This window comes from Geobacter sp. AOG2 (assembly GCF_019972295.1).
In the GTDB taxonomy this organism is placed as follows: domain Bacteria; phylum Desulfobacterota; class Desulfuromonadia; order Geobacterales; family Pseudopelobacteraceae; genus Oryzomonas.
This window is the reverse complement of sequence record NZ_BLJA01000001.1, coordinates 1253602-1269886: the sequence shown is the minus strand read 5'-3', so window position 1 is coordinate 1269886 and position 16285 is coordinate 1253602. Positions and strand designations below refer to the sequence as shown.

The following is a 16285-nucleotide window of genomic DNA, read 5'->3' as shown; positions in this document are numbered from 1 at the left end:
ATCCCATCCAGATCACCTGTCCGCACCCGAAAACATGTGGAGGTTTCCATGAAAAAGGCAGTATATGCACTCCTTCTCGCCACAGCCGTGTACGGCGCCGGCGAAATCCCGGCGGCTAACGCCGCGACGGCAAAGACCGTTTCCCTCCAACTAACGATCAACAGTCCTGGCGCCGGCGGTTCTCAGTTCGTACTCCAGGGGCTTCGGACGCCGACAGACCCCGTCTACTCGTGCAGCAAAACCGCGGCTGCGGCCGGCGACGGCACGAGTAGCGTCCGCTTCGCCGTGGTGGACCTGAGCGGCGTCAACAAGACCACGATCACCGTAAGCGGCACGCAGGTCGGCACACTAGCCGTGACGGACGCCAAGTATGTGGACCAGTTGGGCAACGCCATTACCGGCGGCGTGACCGTCAAGCGGGTCAGGTAACCACGCACCGTCTGGGCAGCTTACACAAAAGGGGGCATCCGGTGGATGCCCCCTTTTGTCAATGACCTGAATTTTATTTTTATTCCTACGGCTGTTCTTCCATCCCCACCCTCTCGACCAATACCAATCTTTGAACCCATTGATCTGCTTAGGGGTACCTCGACCTTTCATTCCTCAGCCCCTCGCTGTTCCCGTTCGTGGCGAAAATGGAAATACGCCAGCGCCAGCGACGTCGCCTGGAGAGCGGCGCAGAAATAGAACGGCGCGCCGATGCGCCAATCCCCACGAGGCAGGTGGGACACCGCCGCCAACAGCGGCGCGCCGCACAGGGGAGCCACCACCGCCGTCAGGCTATTCAGGGAGCTGACCGCCCCCAGTGCCTGCCCCTGGCTGTGGGGATCTGCGGCACTGGAGATGATACTCTGGAACGCCGCTGTAATGGTGAAGCCGAGTATGTTCAGGAAGATTACCGCGTACATCATCCACCCCTGGGTGGCTGCACCCCACGCCACAAAGGCCACGGACGAGGACATGAGCCCCGCGACCGCCAGGCGGCGGGGGCTGAAGCGTTTCAACAGACGGCCCAGCAGAAAGCCCTGCACGATCAGGGACATGATACCCACCGCCGCCAGGGACCACCCGTTTTCCCGCGGCCCCCAACCAAACTTGAAGGTGGTGTACAGCACCCACGTGGTCATCATTACGAACTGGGCCAGGCCGCTCAGGGCAAGCACCGCCACCAGTCGGCCCACGCCGTGCAATTGGGCCAGGGCGCGCAGGGATGCCAGCGGGTTGGCCTGCCTCCAGTGGAATGGCCGCCGCCGCTCGGGAGGGAGCGATTCGGGCAACACGAAAAAGCCGTAGAGCCAGTTGATCATGGCCAGGCCGCCTGCCACGAAAAAGGGGAGCTGGATAGAGATGGCGCCCAACAGCCCGCCCATGACCGGCCCGATGATGAAGCCGGCGCCGAACATGGCGCCCAGAAGCCCAAAACGCTTTGCCCGCTCCTCGGGCAGGGTGATGTCCGCCACATAGGCGCTGGCCACAGCCGCGTTGGCCTGCATGGCGCCCCCCACCAACCTCACCGCGATCAGCATCCAGAGCGCCGTGGCAAGACCGGTGGCGAAAAAATTGAGGCCCAGGCCGCAGAAACCAAGCAGCAGCAGGGGGCGGCGGCCGTGGGCGTCGGACAGCCCCCCCAGGATGGGCGAACCCAAAAAGTTGGCGATACCGAAGGCGAATACCACCACCCCGTACCAGAAGGCTTGGTCCGCCTGGGAGCTGGTGAAGCCGCCCACCAGGGTTGGCAACACCGGGATGATAAGGCCGATGGACACCATGTCAATCAGCACGGTCAGCATGATGAAGGGCATGGCGGCGGCGCGGTCGCGGCGGGCGGTAAACAGTTTGAAGTCAATCACGCGTGAATACTCGATCCGTTGGTTTCAGGTCTGGGGTTGTTGAGGGGGCGGTTGCGGGACGGTGGGAAGTGGCCGATTATTCATCCTCCGACCAGGCGGCGTATTTGGCGTTCTTCGTGACAATCACCGATACCTGCTGGCCGGGGGCCACATCCAGGAACGGCATCAAGCGGCGGACCAATTCGGCTTCAAACGTATTCATCTCTTCATTGCGTTCGTCGCACAACTGGCGCACGATCTTTTCGAACTGGGCCGCCGCGACCGGTTGTTTCACCAGGCCGGTCAGGCCGCTTCTGCCATCGGGGGAGGCAATGTAACCCGTAATGTTCAGGTTGATGACCTTCGCCTTGTCCTTCGTTACACAGGCAAGGGTGGACAAACGGTAGTAGACCCGCTCCGTGGCAAGATCGCCACGCCCCTCCGCCACCACATAGCAACCCGCCACCTCGTCCACGATCCGGGGGGGCAGAAACTCCAGGCTGTTGATCCTGAAAAGCGTGGGAGAAGGCTTGACGTCCTCTCCGGCGGCATAGTAGCCCCCGGCAATCAGCGACGCCGGCATGACCCCCACCGGAACGTAACCCGATACAGCCTTGGGTCGGGCTTCCCGAAAGGCGGGCATCCCAACGCAACCGGAGACAAACAGCATAACGGCACAAAGCAACGATATTGTTGTACGCATGACAGCCTCCTAAAATGGGCGCAGACTTCGACGGCCTGGCTTGGTCATTCCAAATCAGCTCGAATAATCCTCATTAGCAATCCGCTTGTCAAGCGACTAGTTCGTCCATACCCACGGTCATAGGTTTCCTGGTCAAAACACTCTTTTGGACCTTATAAACTCTCGAGCAAATTACGTGAGATCTTCCATGCCGATTCATGCTATATGCAGATTGGCACATTATCCATAAAATTCGCCACCCTAAACGGAGGTATTGGTGAAACGCAACACCTGGAGATGACTTAAGTCTTCACCAAGCGAAAGGAGTCATTGACTACATACAAAATTTATCGAAAAATCTGTTGACCGACTCAAGCAACCCGATGGGCGACACCGTCAAGTTTACCCATCACGGAATACCACATAAAATACTTCACATTAATGCTTTGGGACGTTATAGTTAACTTTTTAGCTCAACTTTATGCAAAATCATTACGGGTAGTAATATACTGTCAATCACGCAGACTCAATTTACAGAGAAACTGGTTTCTGGAGTGTCCATGACGAGGCGTTTCCTGATTGCCCCCTGTCCGGCGAGATCCTTTTCATCGTTCCTGAACGCCCTGCGTCGCAGCATAATCCTGACGACACTTTTCCTATTTTTTCTCCCCTCCACACCGCTCCTGGCCGGCACTACCACCCTAACGCCGATTACCCTTCAATTGAAGTGGAAACACCAGTTCCAGTTTGCCGGTTATTACGCTGCCATTGAAAAAGGGTACTACCGCGATGCCGGACTTATGGTAACGCTCCGTGAGGCGACTCAGGGGGTCGTTCCCGCAGAGACTGTCCTCAGCGGAGACGCCCAATTCGGGGTGGGAGACAGCTCTCTCGTCCTGTTACGGGCAAAGGGAAAACCGGTCGTGGCCCTTGCCGCTATCCTGCAACATTCGCCCCTGTGCTTACTTGCCCTCAGCGAAAACCACATAAGAAACGTACATGATCTGGCGGGAAAACGGGTCATGCTTGACCCTATGACGACTGAGATTATGGCGCTTCTCAGGGCGGAGGGTGTGGCTGGCGACGCAATAAAGGCCGTGCCCCACGAATTCTCCCTCGACAAACTCCTGAACGGGGAGGTAGACGCAGTCTCCGTCTACAGCACGACCGAACCCTTCCAACTCGACAAGCGAAAAATTGCTTACGACATCATCTATCCCGAGCAGAGCGGAATAGATTTCTATGGCGACACGCTTTTCACCCGCCAGGACATGGTACAAAAGCAGCCCGAGACGGTACGGCAATTCCGCGACGCAAGCCTGCGCGGCTGGAAATATGCGTTGGAGCATCAGGACGAAATGATCGACCTCATCCTGAAACGTTACAACACCAGCCACCTCACCAGGGCGCAGCTCAATTACGAAGCGAAGGAAATAAGGAAACTGATCAGACCCGACTTGGTCGAGATTGGCTATATGAATCCTGGCCGTTGGCAGCACATAGTTGATACCTATTCCCGGTTGGGGGTCATCCCGGCATCAAAACCGTTTCCCCTGAAAAGCTTTCTCTATTCCGGCGAGCTGCCGCGGCTCCCTGATTGGCTTTACGGGGCCTTGGCCGGCGGCATGGCCATCATCATCGCCGTTTCGGCGGTGGCAATCCGCTTCCACTCCCTTAACGTGGCGCTCAACGACCAGATGCAGTTGCGCGACAAGGCAGAGGAAAAGTTGCGCAAGTTGTCGGCCGCCATTATTCAAAGCCCGGTATCAATCGTAATAACCGATACCACTGGTGAGATCGAGTATGTAAACCCCAAGTTCTGCGAGCTTACCGGCTATACGGCGGAAGAGGTCGTCGGCCAGAACCCTCGTATCCTACGAGGCAGCATCCTGACGCCCGAATTCTACGGCGACCTCTGGAATACCATCCTTTCCGGAGGACTCTGGCATGGGGAGTTTCTGAACAAGAAAAAAAACGACGAACTGTTTTGGGAACATGCCACCATCGCCCCCATCTGGAATCCTCAGGGTGAACTCACCAATTTCATCGCCATTAAAGAGGATATCACCGAACGCAAGATGCTGCAGGAAAAGCTGGACCACATGGCCCATCATGACGAGTTGACCGGCTTGCCCAACAGGGCGCTCTTCTTCGACAGGATCGGGCAGGCACTGGCCCATGGCAAAAGGAGTAACACGGGATTCGCTCTAATGTTTGTGGATCTGGACGGCTTCAAGGATATCAACGACACCTACGGGCATGACAGCGGCGATGCGTTGTTGCAGGAAACTGCCCGACGCCTGGCAGGGTGTGTCAGGGACTCGGATACGGTTGCACGGATGGGTGGAGACGAATTTGCAGTCATGCTGCTGGATGTTGCCGATCCTGGCCATATCACTCAGGTGGCGGACAAGATGCTGGCTCTCCTTGCGGTGCCCTTCCGGCTCAAAGGGATTGAGTGTCGTGTAGGGGCCAGTATCGGCATCAGCACCTTTCCCCAGGATGGCGATGCCGTTGACACCCTTATGAACATGGCCGACATGGCCATGTACCGTATCAAGCAAGGTGCAAAAAACAACTACGCCTTTGCCTCATGAGACGCCCCGAGTCAGCAGGCTGTTGAGAAACGTCGTGAGGAAGCCGCCCGGAGCCGAGATTGTGAGTACCGTGAACGCCACAGACGGCTCTCCGTAACAGCTTTTCAGCAACCTTTCAGATCTCCAGCGCTCCGATCAGGCTCTTCACATCCCCAACACCGTTCTCGGCCAACCAGGTTTCCATGCCGGCGACAATTGCCTGGGCAGCACCCGGATTGATAAAACTGGCAGTTCCGACCTGCACGGCTGTCGCCCCGACAAGAATAAATTCCAGGGCATCGCGGGCGTTCATGATGCCGCCGATACCAATGATCGGCAAGGCGACCGCCTGCGCCACCTGCCAGACCATGCGCAATGCCACAGGCTTGACGGCCGGCCCCGAGAGGCCACCGGTGATGTTGGCCAGTACCGGCCGGCGGCGATCCAGGTCGATGGCCATGCCGGTCAGGGTGTTGATCAGCGACAGGGCGTCGGCACCCGCATCGGCGCAGGCCCTGGCCATGGAGACGATATCCGTGACGTTGGGCGAAAGCTTGACGATCAGCGGCTTGATGGTTGCCTCGCGGCAGGCCGTGACCACCTCGAAGGCGCACCGGGGGTCGGTACCAAAGACGATTCCCCCTTGCTTGACATTGGGGCAGGAAATGTTCACTTCCAGACCGGCGACTTCCGGGATGGCGTCCAGGCGACGGGCCATCTCGGCGTACTCATCAATGGTATTACCGAAGAAATTGGCAATGGCCGGGGTGGCTACCGTGCGGAGAAAGGGGACCTTTTTCTCGGTAAAAGCGTCGATGCCTACGTTCTGCAGGCCGATGGCGTTCAACATGCCGCCCGGCGTCTCCACGATGCGCGGAGTGGGGTTGCCGGCACGCGGCTTGAGTGACAGCCCTTTCGTCACGAAGGCGCCGATAGCCTCAAGGTCCACGTATTCCGCAAATTCCTCTCCATAGCCAAAGGTGCCCGAGGCGGTCATAACCGGGTTGCGCAACTCCAGTCCGGCGATAGTGACAGACAGGTCAGGTTTCATGGTCAGGCCTCCCACTTCAGTTCGGTAGCGTCAAAGACCGGTCCATCGGCGCAGACGCAGCGATAATCGGGGGCTTCGCCGGAGTGGCGATGACCGGGGGTGACGCACCCCAGACAGGCCCCCATGCCGCAGGCCATGTACCCCTCAAGAGAGACTTGGCAGGGGATACCCCCTTGGGCGGCAATACCGGCCACGGCGTTCAACATGCCATGAGGGCCGCAAGCGAAAATGCGTGGCTTGCCATCGCAAGCAGCCAACCGTCTGATCAGAGCCTCGGTAACCAAGCCGCTTTCTCCCAGAGACCCGTCTTCGGTAGCTACGTAGCACTCCACCCCCAGGCGTTCAAACTCCGTAATGCAGAGGATGTCGTCCCGCGTCCGGCCCCCGACAAAGAGCCTCACCGACGACTGTTTCACCAATTCCTTGGCCAAAAGGTAGAGCGGCGCCAGCCCAACGCCTCCCCCAACGATCATCTTTTCCTCCTCGGGAGAGCCTAAATTAAACCCCTTTCCCAGGGGGCCGAGAATATCCAGCAGATCGGTTTCATGCAGCGCCGACAGCATGGAGGTCGCCTTCCCCACCACCCGGTACAGCATCTCCAGGTAGGGCTGAGGCGCTGCGCCGGTCTGAGCCGGGGTATGGATGCCCACATCGAAGATGCCGAAAGGACGCCGCAGAAGCGGGTCGATGGCCTCGTTCACTCGCACCATCACGAACTGACCCGGTTGGGCGGCGGGCAACTCGGGAGGCGCGGTCATGCGCATGCGCCAGTAGCCGGGCGAAACCTCCACGTTGGAAATGATCATAGATTTGAACTGCATTTAACAGTCTCCTTAGCAAGTTGTTGAAACACCCAGGTTGTTCAAAAATAGTCAGATCGTCGCCTCCGCAGGAAGCCCCGCGGAGGCGTAGCAGCGCTACGCCGCACAAGGAGGCTTTCGAGGATGGCGGCGAGATGGCTGTTTTTCAACAACCTGTTGAGAGTGATTTTTCCATCAGCAGCGCGTCCTCCACGCCTTCGTAGTACTTCGGCCGTATTCCGGTCCGGGAGAAGCCGAACCGCTCGTAAAGGGCGATGGCGGTCCTGTTTGAGGCGCGGACCTCTAGTGTCATGATCTCGGCCTGCCTCGCCCGGGCGATGGCAACGGCATGTTCCAAAAGGGCCCGGGCAATACCCCGACCCCGCAGCTGCGGCGAAACGACAATGTCCAGGATTTGGGCCTCTTCGAAAAGCGACATCAGACACACATAGCCGCTCACCGCGCCTCCTATTACAGCGACGAACGGAAATGAATAGGGCGACGACAGTTCGTGCAGGAAATGTTCATAGCGCCAGGGATGGGGAAATGAGGCCTGTTCGATGGCCAGCACGCTGTCCAGGTCGGTTGTGGTCATGGGGCGGATATCGACGGTTCCCGGCATAAACATGGAGAAATATGATATGCAAACGACCGGGTAAAGTAAACGATTTTGTAGTGCCACGGTTAGTATCCCCCACGGGTGCGCCGACTTCGGCAAATAGCACCATCTGAATTGCAAAAACAGGCGTATAATAAATCTAAGAAGTAGAGCACAAGCCGGTTCGGGAGGACGCGTTACCAACAGCCGGCAAAGGAGGTGTGCAATGAAAGGGCGCGAAATAGCAGCAAGTGTCAGGGAACATGCAACAGCGGATCATCGTTTCGTCAAATGGTGGCGCAAGGAAGAAGATTTTCTCGATTACGACTTGATCGACAGGTTTCTGGAACACACCACAAAGGACGAAGAAATCGGCGGGTTACAGCTCTTGACCATGAACGAGATGCGAGATGAGGTCAAACGGGTCGGAGGAACACGGGTGAAATTCATCCATGAAGCATCCGGGGACAAGATTGAGTGGGTACATCAAGCCAAAGAAGGGGGGATGCGCACCCATGTGTGCGCCTACACACCGGAAGCCCTGCTGACTATCTTCGACGTGGAGACCCATGGCAATCCGGTCGATTCTTAAAAGATGCACCTGGACCTAAAGGCTGCCGGCCGCTAATCGGCAGCCCTTTTTTTGCCGATGCCTGACACGGGGAGCTTTCGAAGGCATTGAACCAATTGCAGCTAACGTTGAGGAGGATTTCCCATGACAACCGAAAGCACAGCCGACCTGATCATCCTCGGCTCGGGCTCGACCGCTTTTGCAGGGGCTCTGCGCGCCACCTCCCATGGAGCACGAGTGCTCATGTTCGAAAAAAGCGTTCTGGGAGGGACCTGCGTTAATTGGGGCTGTATCCCCAGCAAAACCCTCATCCACGCGGCCCTGTTCAAGCACGATGCCCAACTGGGGATGAAACTCGGACTCGGGTTTCAGGAGGTCAGAGAGGACGTTGATTTCGAACCTCTTTTCGCCCACCGGGAGGAGGTCGTGCGCAAGCTTCGCCAGGAACGCTATCTGGACGTACTCAAAAACATGTCCGGCCTGAAACTCGTCAAGGGGACCGCACGCTTTGTCGATTCGAAGACCATCGAGGCAAACGATAAAGTTTATCGTAGCAACCGATTCCTTGTCGCAGTTGGAGGCAAACCACGCATCCCCGCCATTCCGGGAATAGAGGGATGCAATTATCTCACGAGCCGGAGCGCTCTGCTGATGAAACAGCTTCCCAAATCCCTGGTCATCCTGGGAGGCGGCGTCATTGCCGTCGAACTGGGACAGATGTACCATCGCCTGGGCTGCCGCGTCACGATCCTCGAACACGGACCGCGCCTTTTGCCGGCCGTGGAGCGGGAAGCGGCCGAAGCGATCCGGGATGTATTGATTGTGGAAGGGATCAAGGTGGTGGCCGGCGTCACCGTCTGCTCGGCTGACCGTGCGGGAGATGTGAATGTACTCTCCGCCGACGTTGGCGGCAGGCGCCACGAATACACCGCCGAGCGGCTGCTCCTGGCGGTGGGGACCGGCCCGGCCACGGAAGGTCTCGGCCTGGAACGGGCGGGCGTGGCAACGGACCCGAAAGGCTTTATTGCCACCGATGGGCGCATGCGCACCTCAACCGACGGCATCTGGGCGGCCGGGGACGTGACCGGCAGGATGCTGATCGCCACGGTCGGAGCCCGCCAGGCCATCGTGGCGGTTGACGATATGTTCGACGAAGGGTGCGGCTGCACCATGGATTACCTGTCTGCCCCCATGGCGGTATTCACGGACCCGGAGATCGGCATGGTCGGGCATACCGAGGAAAGCGCACGGCAAGCCGGCTTCGACGTGGCGGTCAATACCATGCCGGTCAGTGCCATCCCCAAGGCCCATGTCACCGGACATACCGCCGGGGTAATCAAGATGGTCGCCGACCGGCTGACCGGGCGGCTCCTGGGGGTACACCTCGCCTGCCACCGGGGGGCGGACATGATCAACGAGGCGGCCCTGGCCCTGCACCTGAAGGCGACCGTGGCGGATCTGGCCACCACCATGCACGTTTACCCGTCCATCGGCGAAGGGCTGAAACTCTGCGCCCAGGGGTTCGACAGGGATATCAGCAGGCTCTCCTGCTGTGCCGAGTAGCAGGTTGTTGAAAAACAGCCATCAGGCCTTCGTCCTCGAAAGCCCTTTTGTGCAGCGCAGCGCTGCTACGCCTCCGCCGGGCTTTCTGCGGGTGCAGCGATCTGACTATTTTTGAACAACCTGGGTTTCACAACAACCTGCCACTATCAGATGCCGCCCATGCACAGATACTTGATCTCCAGAAAATCATCGACGCCGTACCGGGAACCCTCCCGGCCGACACCCGACTCCTTTACCCCGCCAAAAGGTGCTACCGCGGACGAGATCAAGCCGGTATTAATGCCGACAATCCCGTACTCCAAGGCCTCCGCAACCCTCCAGACCCGGCCGATGTCCCGGCTGTAGAAATAGGAGGCCAGCCCGAATTCTGTGTCGTTGGCCATTCTGACCGCCTCTTCGTCGGTGGTGAAACGGAACAGCGGCGCCAGGGGGCCGAAGGTTTCTTCCCGGGCCACCGCCATGGAGGGGGTGACATCGGCCAAGATGGTAGGCTGGAAGAAGCTGCCGCCCAACTCGTGCCGCCGTCCTCCGGTGACGATGCGTGCCCCCTTGGCGAGGGCGTCGGCGATGTGCTCCTCCACTTTTTCCACCGCCTTCATGTCGATCAGTGGCCCCTGCTGGGTATCTCCCTTAAGCCCGTCACCAACCTTCAACCTTGCCACGGCAATGGACAATTTTTCCGCGAAAGCATCGTAGACGCCGGCCTGTACCAGGAAACGGTTAGTGCAAACGCAAGTCTGGCCTGTATTGCGATACTTTGAGGCGATGGCCCCCTCCACCGCGGCATCCACGTCGGCATCGTCGAACACGATGAAGGGGGCATTGCCGCCCAGTTCCATGGCCACCTTCTTGACCGTTCCGGCGCACTGCTGCATGAGCAGCTTGCCGATCTCGGTGGAGCCGGTAAAGGTCAGCTTGCGGACGATCGGGTTGGCGGTCATCTCGCCCCCGATAGCGTTGGAAGCACCGGTAAGGACGTTGAAGACGCCTGCCGGTATGCCTGCCCGCTCGGCCAGTACCGCCAGCGCCAGTGCCGAATATGGGGTCTGGCTGGCCGGTTTGAGAACCATGGTACAACCGACTGCCAACGCTGGCCCAGCCTTGCGGGTAATCATGGCGGCAGGAAAATTCCAAGGGGTGATGGCGGCGCAGACACCGATCGGCTCCTTGATGACAACAATTCGCTTGTCGTTCTGAAAGGTGGGGATTGTGTCGCCGTAGACCCGCTTTCCCTCCTCGGCAAACCATTCGACGAAAGAGGCGGCGTAAGAAATTTCACCACGGGATTCGGCCAGCGGCTTGCCTTGTTCGGCGGTCATCAAAATAGCCAGATCCTCCTGATTTTCAAGCAATAATTCGTACCAGCGGCGCAGAAGCCGGGAGCGCTCCGCAGCCGTCTTGGCGCGCCAAGCCGGAAAGGCCGCGTTGGCAGCTTCGATGGCGGAGCGGGTCTCAGTCGTCCCCATCTTGGGAACAGTGCCGATGATCTCATCAGTAGCGGGATTGTTGACCGAAATCGTTCCACCGTCCGCTGCATCGAGCCACTGTCCGTTGATATAACATTGCTGGCGAAAAAGGGTCGGGTCGTGCAATGTGAGCATGGCATTAATCCTCCATTTATTCAGGTACATTTTCATACTACTGGTATAAACCGGATGTTATTTTAACGTGTCTTTTTACAAAGTATACACAAAAAGTGATGACGTTTTTTGTTGACACGTTAGACCGACCGGTCTATTTTTGCCTCATGAAAAAGAAAGACACACAGGGCGAGATCATCCGGATCGGCACCGAGATGATCGCCCGCCAGGGTTACAATGCCACCGGCATCGATGCGGTCCTGAAAGAGGCAGGCGTCCCCAAGGGATCGTTCTACCATTACTTCAGGAGTAAAGAAGATTTCGGCCTGGCGGTGATCGACCACTTCGCCGAACGTTTCGAACAACGCCTGGAGATGTTTCTCTACAACGAAGATCTCGCCCCGCTCGACCGCATCCGCGAAATGTTGGAGAGCGGGCTGACGCGGGCGATCCACAACCAGTGCACCAAAGGGTGCCTGATCGGAAACCTGGGACAGGAGTTGGCAGACCTGAACGAACGTTTCCGCGCCCGCCTGGACGAGATCTTCGGCATGTGGCGGGAACGGTTCGCCGTCTGCCTGCGTGAGGCGCAAAAACGAGGCGAACTTTCCGATGATGTCGATCCTGCTATAACGGCCGGCTTCATCCTTTCCGGGTGGGAAGGTGCGATCCTGCGGGCCAAGGTGATGAAGTCGCCCCAGCCGATGCGGGATTTCGTTGATGTCCTTTTCAGCGCCATCTTACGGCAGAAGTAAGCTTTTTTTCCGGGTATTAGTAGACTGGTCTATTTTTGCAGATTGCCGAATCAACCAAGGAGGAGAACATGAAACAATCCGTGGGAGCAAAGACGTTGGCGACCCCTACCCCGGTGTGGCTGGTTGGAACCTACGATGAAGGAGGTGTGCCAAACATCATGACCGCTGCCTGGGGCGGTATCTGCTGCTCCCAGCCTCCCTGCCTGGCGGTATCCCTACGCCGGGCAACCTACAGCTATGCCGCCATCGAGGCGCGCAGGGCGTTCACTATCAGCATTCCCGCACGGACACAGGCGGCTCAGACAGACTACGTGGGGACCGTCTCGGGCCGCAATGGAAATAAGTTCGCCGACTGCGATTGGACAGCGGTGGGGAGTGACCTGGTTGACGCCCCCTACGTGGACGAAGTACCGCTGGTGGTGGAGTGCCGCCTGCTGCATATCCACGACCTGGGTCTGCACACCCAGTTCGTGGGCGAGATCGTGGACGTCAAGGCTGATGAAGCGGTGATCGGCGCCAAAGGATACCCGGACATCACCAAGGTGAGTCCCATGATATGGGACACGGCTCATCGTGGCTACTATAGTGTGGGGGAATTCCTTGGCTCGGCTTGGGAGATTGGCAAGACCGTCGCAACGGAGAGAATAAAATGAAAATTGTCAGCCTGTTGGGAAGCCCTCGAACCACGGGGAACAGTACCGCCATAGCCAACCATGTATTGAAAATCGCCGGAGAATTGGGAGCAAAAACAAGGGCCTTCGAGCTAAACCGCCTTACCTACCGTGGCTGCCAGGCGTGCTATGCCTGCAAAACCAAACTCGATAAATGCGTACTCAAAGACGACTTGAGCGAGGTATTGGCGGCGGTGAGCGAGTCAGACGCAGTGGTGCTGGCCTCACCGGTCTATTATGGGGATATCACCAGCCAACTTAAGGGGTTCATCGACCGCACCTACTCCTATTTGGTGCCCGATTACATCTCCAACCCGCAGCCAAGCCGCCTGGCATCCAAAAAACTGATCTTTGTCCTAACCCAGGGGCAACCTGAGGAGGCTGCGTTTTCCGATATTTTCACGCGCTACGAAGGATTTTTGAAATGGATGGGGTTCAGCGAGACTACGCTGATCCGCGCCTGCGGTATCGGGCCCGGCAGAACCAACGTCGTTCCGGGTCGTATCCTGCAACAGGCCGAGGAAGCGGCACGCGCCTTGATGGCATCTGCCCGATAAGAAAGGAGACCGGGATGGAGGAGCGCATCCGTACCATGATATGCCGCTTTGTCGAGGAAAGTCCGGCTGGCCGCTTTCCCGAGAACGGCGACCCCTATTTCGATGAGCCGCTGGTCGGCTACGCCTCTGCCGACGACCCACTCTTCGGCGACTACAAACAGATTATCGGTGAGTTTCATCGTACGCCGCACGAGGTGATGGAGATAGGTTTCGGCACCGGTGTGCGTGCGGCCACGGTAATTTCCTGGATTCTACCAATTACCCAACCGACACGGGAAAGCAACCGCCGGGAGACACTCTACCCTTCCGCGGCCTGGGCTCGCACCAGAAACTTCGGCGAGCAGTTTAATGCCGCCCTACGCCGTCATGTGACGGAGTGGCTCGCCGAGCAGGGCCACCACGCCGTTGCACCCCAATTGGAAACAACTTGGCGTGAATACGCCGACACCCCGATTGGAAGGGCCTCCACTTGGTCGGAGCGTCACGCAGCCTATGCCGCCGGCTTGGGCACCTTCAGTTTGAACGACGCCTTGATCACCCCCCGGGGCATCGCCCATCGCTGCGGTAGCGTGATTACCGACCTGTTGCTGGAGCCAAGTCCGCGCCCCTACCCCGATCATTATCACAACTGCCTTTATTACCGCGAGAAGAGTTGTGGTGCCTGCATCGGACGCTGCCCGGTGGGCGCTATTTCGCCGCAAGGACACAACAAGGATATCTGTAGCCACTATGTCTACGGTACGGCGGTGACAGCGGTCGCCGAGCGATTCGGTGTGACTCACACTGGTTGCGGCCTCTGCCAGACCAAGGTGCCATGCGAAGGCAGCATCCCGGTCGGATCGGCCAAGGCAGGACGCGCACGTCCGTAGGGAGCATTATGCGATTTCAACGGCAGGTTTCACTTTAAGGAGGAGATCATGAGTTTGGTAACAATTAACCACACCACGTGCCGACGTGACGGCATGTGCAGCGCTGTATGCCCCATGGGACTTTTTGACCGGGATGGGGACGGATTCCCAGTTTTTCGTGCCGGTGTGGATCAGCGCTGCATCGCTTGCGGCCACTGCGTCGCCGTCTGCCCGCTTGGAGCGATTCATCATGAGACGCTGCCGTTGGAGGACTCTTCTCTCATCGATCATGACCTGGCCGTCTCCGTCCCTGCCCTGAATCAGCTACTGAAGAGCCGCCGTTCCATCCGCGAATTCCGGGACGAGCCGGTACCAGAGCCGTTAGTCAGGGAGGCTGTTGAGGTTGCCCGCTGGGCACCGTCGGCTGTGAACCGCCAACCGGTGCACTGGCTGGTCATCCAGACCCCGGCCGAGGTCAGGCGCCTGGCCGGTCTGGTAGTCGATTACCTGCGCCAGATCAACACGCGGGAACCACGGTATGCGCCTTTCATCGAACAGTGGGAACAAGGCAAGGACCCGATCCTGCGCAATGCTCCCCATTTGGCCATCATCCACGCTCCGGACGAATGGATTTGGAGTTCGGTGGACAGCACCATTGCGCTTACCCAGTTCGAACTGGCGGCGGTTGCCCGGGGTATCGGCACATGCTGGGCGGGTTTCCTGATGCGGGCCGCCAACGGGCATCTACCGTTACGTGAAGCGCTTGGCGTCCCTGCGGACCACAGCGTATTCGGGGCGCTGATGTATGGATTCCCCCGTTATAGTTATCATAGCGTCCCCCTGCGTCAGGCGGCGCGGATCGAATGGAGATGATCCGGCGACCGAGCACTGAATTATAAACAAAGATAGCATGGCGTGAGATGTTCTAAAAAACATACAACAGCGGAGATATGACTATGAAGCTCATTGCGATAAACGGAAGTCCGAGAAAAAAATGGAACACGGCAACTCTACTGGGTAAGGCCCTGGAAGGCGCCGCCGCACAAGGAGCCGAGACGGAGGTTGTCCACCTCTATGACCTTAATTTTAAAGGGTGCATAAGTTGTCTTGCTTGTAAGACCAGAGGCGGCAAGAGTTATGGTACCTGCAGTTTCACTGACGGTTTGACGCCGACCCTTAAAAAGATCATTGAGGCCGACGCCCTAGTCATCGGGTCGCCGATCTATTTTGGTTCGGTAACCGGCGAGACGCGCTCCTTCCTCGAGCGCTTGCTGTTTCCCTACCTGACCTATACCGTGCCCTATGCATCCATAGCACCCAAGCAGATCGCCACCGGATTCATCTATACGATGAATGTCACGGAGGAGCAGAGCAAAACGTACGGCTACGATCCCCTTTTCAACTCCCACGCCCGCTATCTGCAGTTGATCTTCGGACAGCAGCCCGAGTCCTTATGCAGCTTTGACACCTGTCAGGTTGACGATTACGGGAAGGTGCTGATAGAAAGCTTTGATCCCGCCCACAAGGCGCAACGGCGCAAGGAGGTGTTCCCAGATGACTGTCAGAGAGCATATGAGCTGGGGGCCAAACTTGTCGGAAAGGAGCAGTAGCATGACGACTCAGTCAAAAAACTTCGCTGCAGCCCACATTGGTCCCTTCGAAAACCTTTTGGATCATGAATTCAGGAGCTTACAAGGCAAATACTTCATCGGCGAGGAACTTGGCCTTACCGGTTGCGAGGTATCCCTCAACCGGCTTCCGGCAGGAAAGTGCATGCCCTTTGTCCATGCCCATAAGAAAAACGAGGAGCTCTACATCGTGCTGCGCGGCGACGGTACGTTCCTTGTTGATGGAGAAGAAATCCCGATTCGAGAAGGCAGCTTGGTACGGGTCGCACCCAGTGACGAACGGTCCTGGAAGGCCGGGGATGAGGATCTGTACTTCATCTGCATCCAGGCCGAGGCAGGGAGTCTCACCCAGGCCACCCTTGAGGACGGGTTCAGGATTACGACTACCAGGCCCCCCTGGACGACTGACTAGCACATCGGCCAAACCGGCCGGCGTCGAATTGAAACATGCAGAAGGCCCTGTTTCCCGGATGGAAAACAGGGCCTTCGTATATACACGGACAACAACTGATTTTTCTTGAAAAAAGCTCGTAGAATCTCCGTATTTGTAGGATGGTTCACGTTATTCCGATGACA

17 protein-coding genes are annotated in these 16285 nt (G+C 58.0%); 11 read left to right on the top strand and 6 right to left on the bottom strand.

Annotated features, from left to right (window positions below; genetic code table 11):
* Positions 1-48 precede the first annotated feature (48 nt).
* A complete protein-coding gene (locus LDN12_RS05870) occupies positions 49-429 on the top strand; it encodes a hypothetical protein (RefSeq protein ID WP_223921744.1) in 381 nt (126 codons plus the stop codon).
* Between the two features lie 167 nt (positions 430-596).
* Here LDN12_RS05870 and LDN12_RS05865 read toward each other — a convergent pair whose 3' ends face one another.
* Together LDN12_RS05865 and LDN12_RS05860 are read right to left on the bottom strand one after the other, a co-directional pair.
* Entirely contained in the window at positions 597-1802 is a 1206-nt protein-coding gene (locus LDN12_RS05865) for a TCR/Tet family MFS transporter (RefSeq protein ID WP_374045083.1), read from the bottom strand.
* Positions 1803-1926: 124 nt separating this feature from the next.
* Positions 1927-2532 carry a hypothetical protein gene (locus LDN12_RS05860; protein ID WP_223921742.1) on the bottom strand — a complete coding sequence of 202 codons (606 nt, stop codon included), beginning with the start codon at positions 2530-2532 and terminating at the stop codon, positions 1927-1929.
* A gap of 539 nt (positions 2533-3071) precedes the next feature.
* Here LDN12_RS05860 and LDN12_RS05855 point away from each other — a divergent pair.
* Positions 3072-5108 (top strand): ABC transporter substrate-binding protein, encoded by a 2037-nt coding sequence (locus LDN12_RS05855; protein ID WP_223921741.1) that lies wholly within the window; start codon positions 3072-3074, stop codon positions 5106-5108.
* A gap of 115 nt (positions 5109-5223) precedes the next feature.
* On the opposite strand, the gene LDN12_RS05850 is transcribed toward LDN12_RS05855, so the two are convergent.
* The 3 genes from LDN12_RS05850 to rimI all read right to left on the bottom strand — a co-directional run bounded on the left by LDN12_RS05850 (position 5224) and on the right by rimI (position 7533).
* A complete protein-coding gene (locus tag LDN12_RS05850; protein WP_223921740.1) occupies positions 5224-6138 on the bottom strand; it encodes a dihydroorotate dehydrogenase in 915 nt (304 codons plus the stop codon).
* Positions 6139-6140: 2 nt separating this feature from the next.
* A complete protein-coding gene (locus LDN12_RS05845) occupies positions 6141-6959 on the bottom strand; it encodes a dihydroorotate dehydrogenase electron transfer subunit (RefSeq protein ID WP_223921739.1) in 819 nt (272 codons plus the stop codon).
* A 145-nt stretch (positions 6960-7104) separates the two neighbouring features.
* Entirely contained in the window at positions 7105-7533 is a 429-nt protein-coding gene (rimI, locus tag LDN12_RS05840) for a ribosomal protein S18-alanine N-acetyltransferase (protein WP_223921738.1), read from the bottom strand.
* Between the two features lie 229 nt (positions 7534-7762).
* Here rimI and LDN12_RS05835 point away from each other — a divergent pair, with 229 nt between their 5' ends.
* A complete protein-coding gene (locus tag LDN12_RS05835; RefSeq protein WP_223921737.1) occupies positions 7763-8128 on the top strand; it encodes a hypothetical protein in 366 nt (121 codons plus the stop codon).
* Positions 8129-8251: 123 nt separating this feature from the next.
* A complete protein-coding gene (gene merA / locus LDN12_RS05830; protein ID WP_223921736.1) occupies positions 8252-9670 on the top strand; it encodes a mercury(II) reductase in 1419 nt (472 codons plus the stop codon).
* A gap of 146 nt (positions 9671-9816) precedes the next feature.
* Here the strand turns inward: merA and gabD are convergent, their stop codons facing one another.
* Entirely contained in the window at positions 9817-11271 is a 1455-nt protein-coding gene (gabD, locus tag LDN12_RS05825; protein WP_223921735.1) for an NADP-dependent succinate-semialdehyde dehydrogenase, read from the bottom strand.
* 146 nt (positions 11272-11417) lie between these two features.
* Here gabD and LDN12_RS05820 point away from each other — a divergent pair, with 146 nt between their 5' ends.
* The 7 genes from LDN12_RS05820 (at position 11418) to LDN12_RS05790 (ending at position 16121) form a co-directional block, all read left to right on the top strand.
* Positions 11418-12005, top strand: coding sequence for a TetR/AcrR family transcriptional regulator (locus tag LDN12_RS05820; protein ID WP_223921734.1), 588 nt, complete (start codon positions 11418-11420; stop codon positions 12003-12005).
* A 68-nt stretch (positions 12006-12073) separates the two neighbouring features.
* Complete coding sequence (locus LDN12_RS05815) at positions 12074-12658, top strand: flavin reductase family protein (RefSeq protein WP_223921733.1); 585 nt, start codon at positions 12074-12076, stop codon at positions 12656-12658.
* Positions 12655-13233: a flavodoxin family protein gene (locus LDN12_RS05810; protein WP_223921732.1), complete on the top strand. Its 579-nt coding sequence runs from the start codon at positions 12655-12657 to the stop codon at positions 13231-13233. Before LDN12_RS05815 ends, LDN12_RS05810 begins: the two co-directional genes overlap by 4 nt.
* A gap of 14 nt (positions 13234-13247) precedes the next feature.
* The gene (locus LDN12_RS05805) at positions 13248-14102 is read left to right on the top strand and encodes an epoxyqueuosine reductase (protein ID WP_223921731.1); all 855 of its coding nucleotides are present in this window, start codon (positions 13248-13250) and stop codon (positions 14100-14102) included.
* A gap of 48 nt (positions 14103-14150) precedes the next feature.
* Positions 14151-14954: a nitroreductase family protein gene (locus LDN12_RS05800; protein WP_223921730.1), complete on the top strand. Its 804-nt coding sequence runs from the start codon at positions 14151-14153 to the stop codon at positions 14952-14954.
* An 83-nt stretch (positions 14955-15037) separates the two neighbouring features.
* Entirely contained in the window at positions 15038-15691 is a 654-nt protein-coding gene (locus LDN12_RS05795) for a flavodoxin family protein (RefSeq protein WP_223921729.1), read from the top strand.
* Position 15692: 1 nt separating this feature from the next.
* The gene (locus LDN12_RS05790; RefSeq protein ID WP_223921728.1) at positions 15693-16121 is read left to right on the top strand and encodes a cupin domain-containing protein; all 429 of its coding nucleotides are present in this window, start codon (positions 15693-15695) and stop codon (positions 16119-16121) included.
* Positions 16122-16285 lie beyond the last annotated feature (164 nt).

Bases quoted from the DNA above. Each gene is read 5' to 3' on its own strand.
- LDN12_RS05865 (WP_374045083.1), bottom strand. From the start codon at position 1,802: ATGCCCTTCATCATGCTGACCGTGCTGATTGACATGGTGTCCATCGGC.
- LDN12_RS05845 (WP_223921739.1), bottom strand. From the start codon at position 6,959: ATGCAGTTCAAATCTATGATCATTTCCAACGTGGAGGTTTCGCCCGGC.
- LDN12_RS05855 (WP_223921741.1), top strand. From the start codon at position 3,072: ATGACGAGGCGTTTCCTGATTGCCCCCTGTCCGGCGAGATCCTTTTCA.
- LDN12_RS05850 (WP_223921740.1), bottom strand. From the start codon at position 6,138: ATGAAACCTGACCTGTCTGTCACTATCGCCGGACTGGAGTTGCGCAAC.
- rimI (WP_223921738.1), bottom strand. From the start codon at position 7,533: ATGACCACAACCGACCTGGACAGCGTGCTGGCCATCGAACAGGCCTCA.
- LDN12_RS05815 (WP_223921733.1), top strand. From the start codon at position 12,074: ATGAAACAATCCGTGGGAGCAAAGACGTTGGCGACCCCTACCCCGGTG.
- merA (WP_223921736.1), top strand. From the start codon at position 8,252: ATGACAACCGAAAGCACAGCCGACCTGATCATCCTCGGCTCGGGCTCG.
- LDN12_RS05820 (WP_223921734.1), top strand. From the start codon at position 11,418: ATGAAAAAGAAAGACACACAGGGCGAGATCATCCGGATCGGCACCGAG.
- LDN12_RS05835 (WP_223921737.1), top strand. From the start codon at position 7,763: ATGAAAGGGCGCGAAATAGCAGCAAGTGTCAGGGAACATGCAACAGCG.
- LDN12_RS05800 (WP_223921730.1), top strand. From the start codon at position 14,151: ATGAGTTTGGTAACAATTAACCACACCACGTGCCGACGTGACGGCATG.
- LDN12_RS05870 (WP_223921744.1), top strand. From the start codon at position 49: ATGAAAAAGGCAGTATATGCACTCCTTCTCGCCACAGCCGTGTACGGC.
- LDN12_RS05860 (WP_223921742.1), bottom strand. From the start codon at position 2,532: ATGCGTACAACAATATCGTTGCTTTGTGCCGTTATGCTGTTTGTCTCC.
- gabD (WP_223921735.1), bottom strand. From the start codon at position 11,271: ATGCTCACATTGCACGACCCGACCCTTTTTCGCCAGCAATGTTATATC.
- LDN12_RS05805 (WP_223921731.1), top strand. From the start codon at position 13,248: ATGGAGGAGCGCATCCGTACCATGATATGCCGCTTTGTCGAGGAAAGT.
- LDN12_RS05810 (WP_223921732.1), top strand. From the start codon at position 12,655: ATGAAAATTGTCAGCCTGTTGGGAAGCCCTCGAACCACGGGGAACAGT.
- LDN12_RS05790 (WP_223921728.1), top strand. From the start codon at position 15,693: ATGACGACTCAGTCAAAAAACTTCGCTGCAGCCCACATTGGTCCCTTC.
- LDN12_RS05795 (WP_223921729.1), top strand. From the start codon at position 15,038: ATGAAGCTCATTGCGATAAACGGAAGTCCGAGAAAAAAATGGAACACG.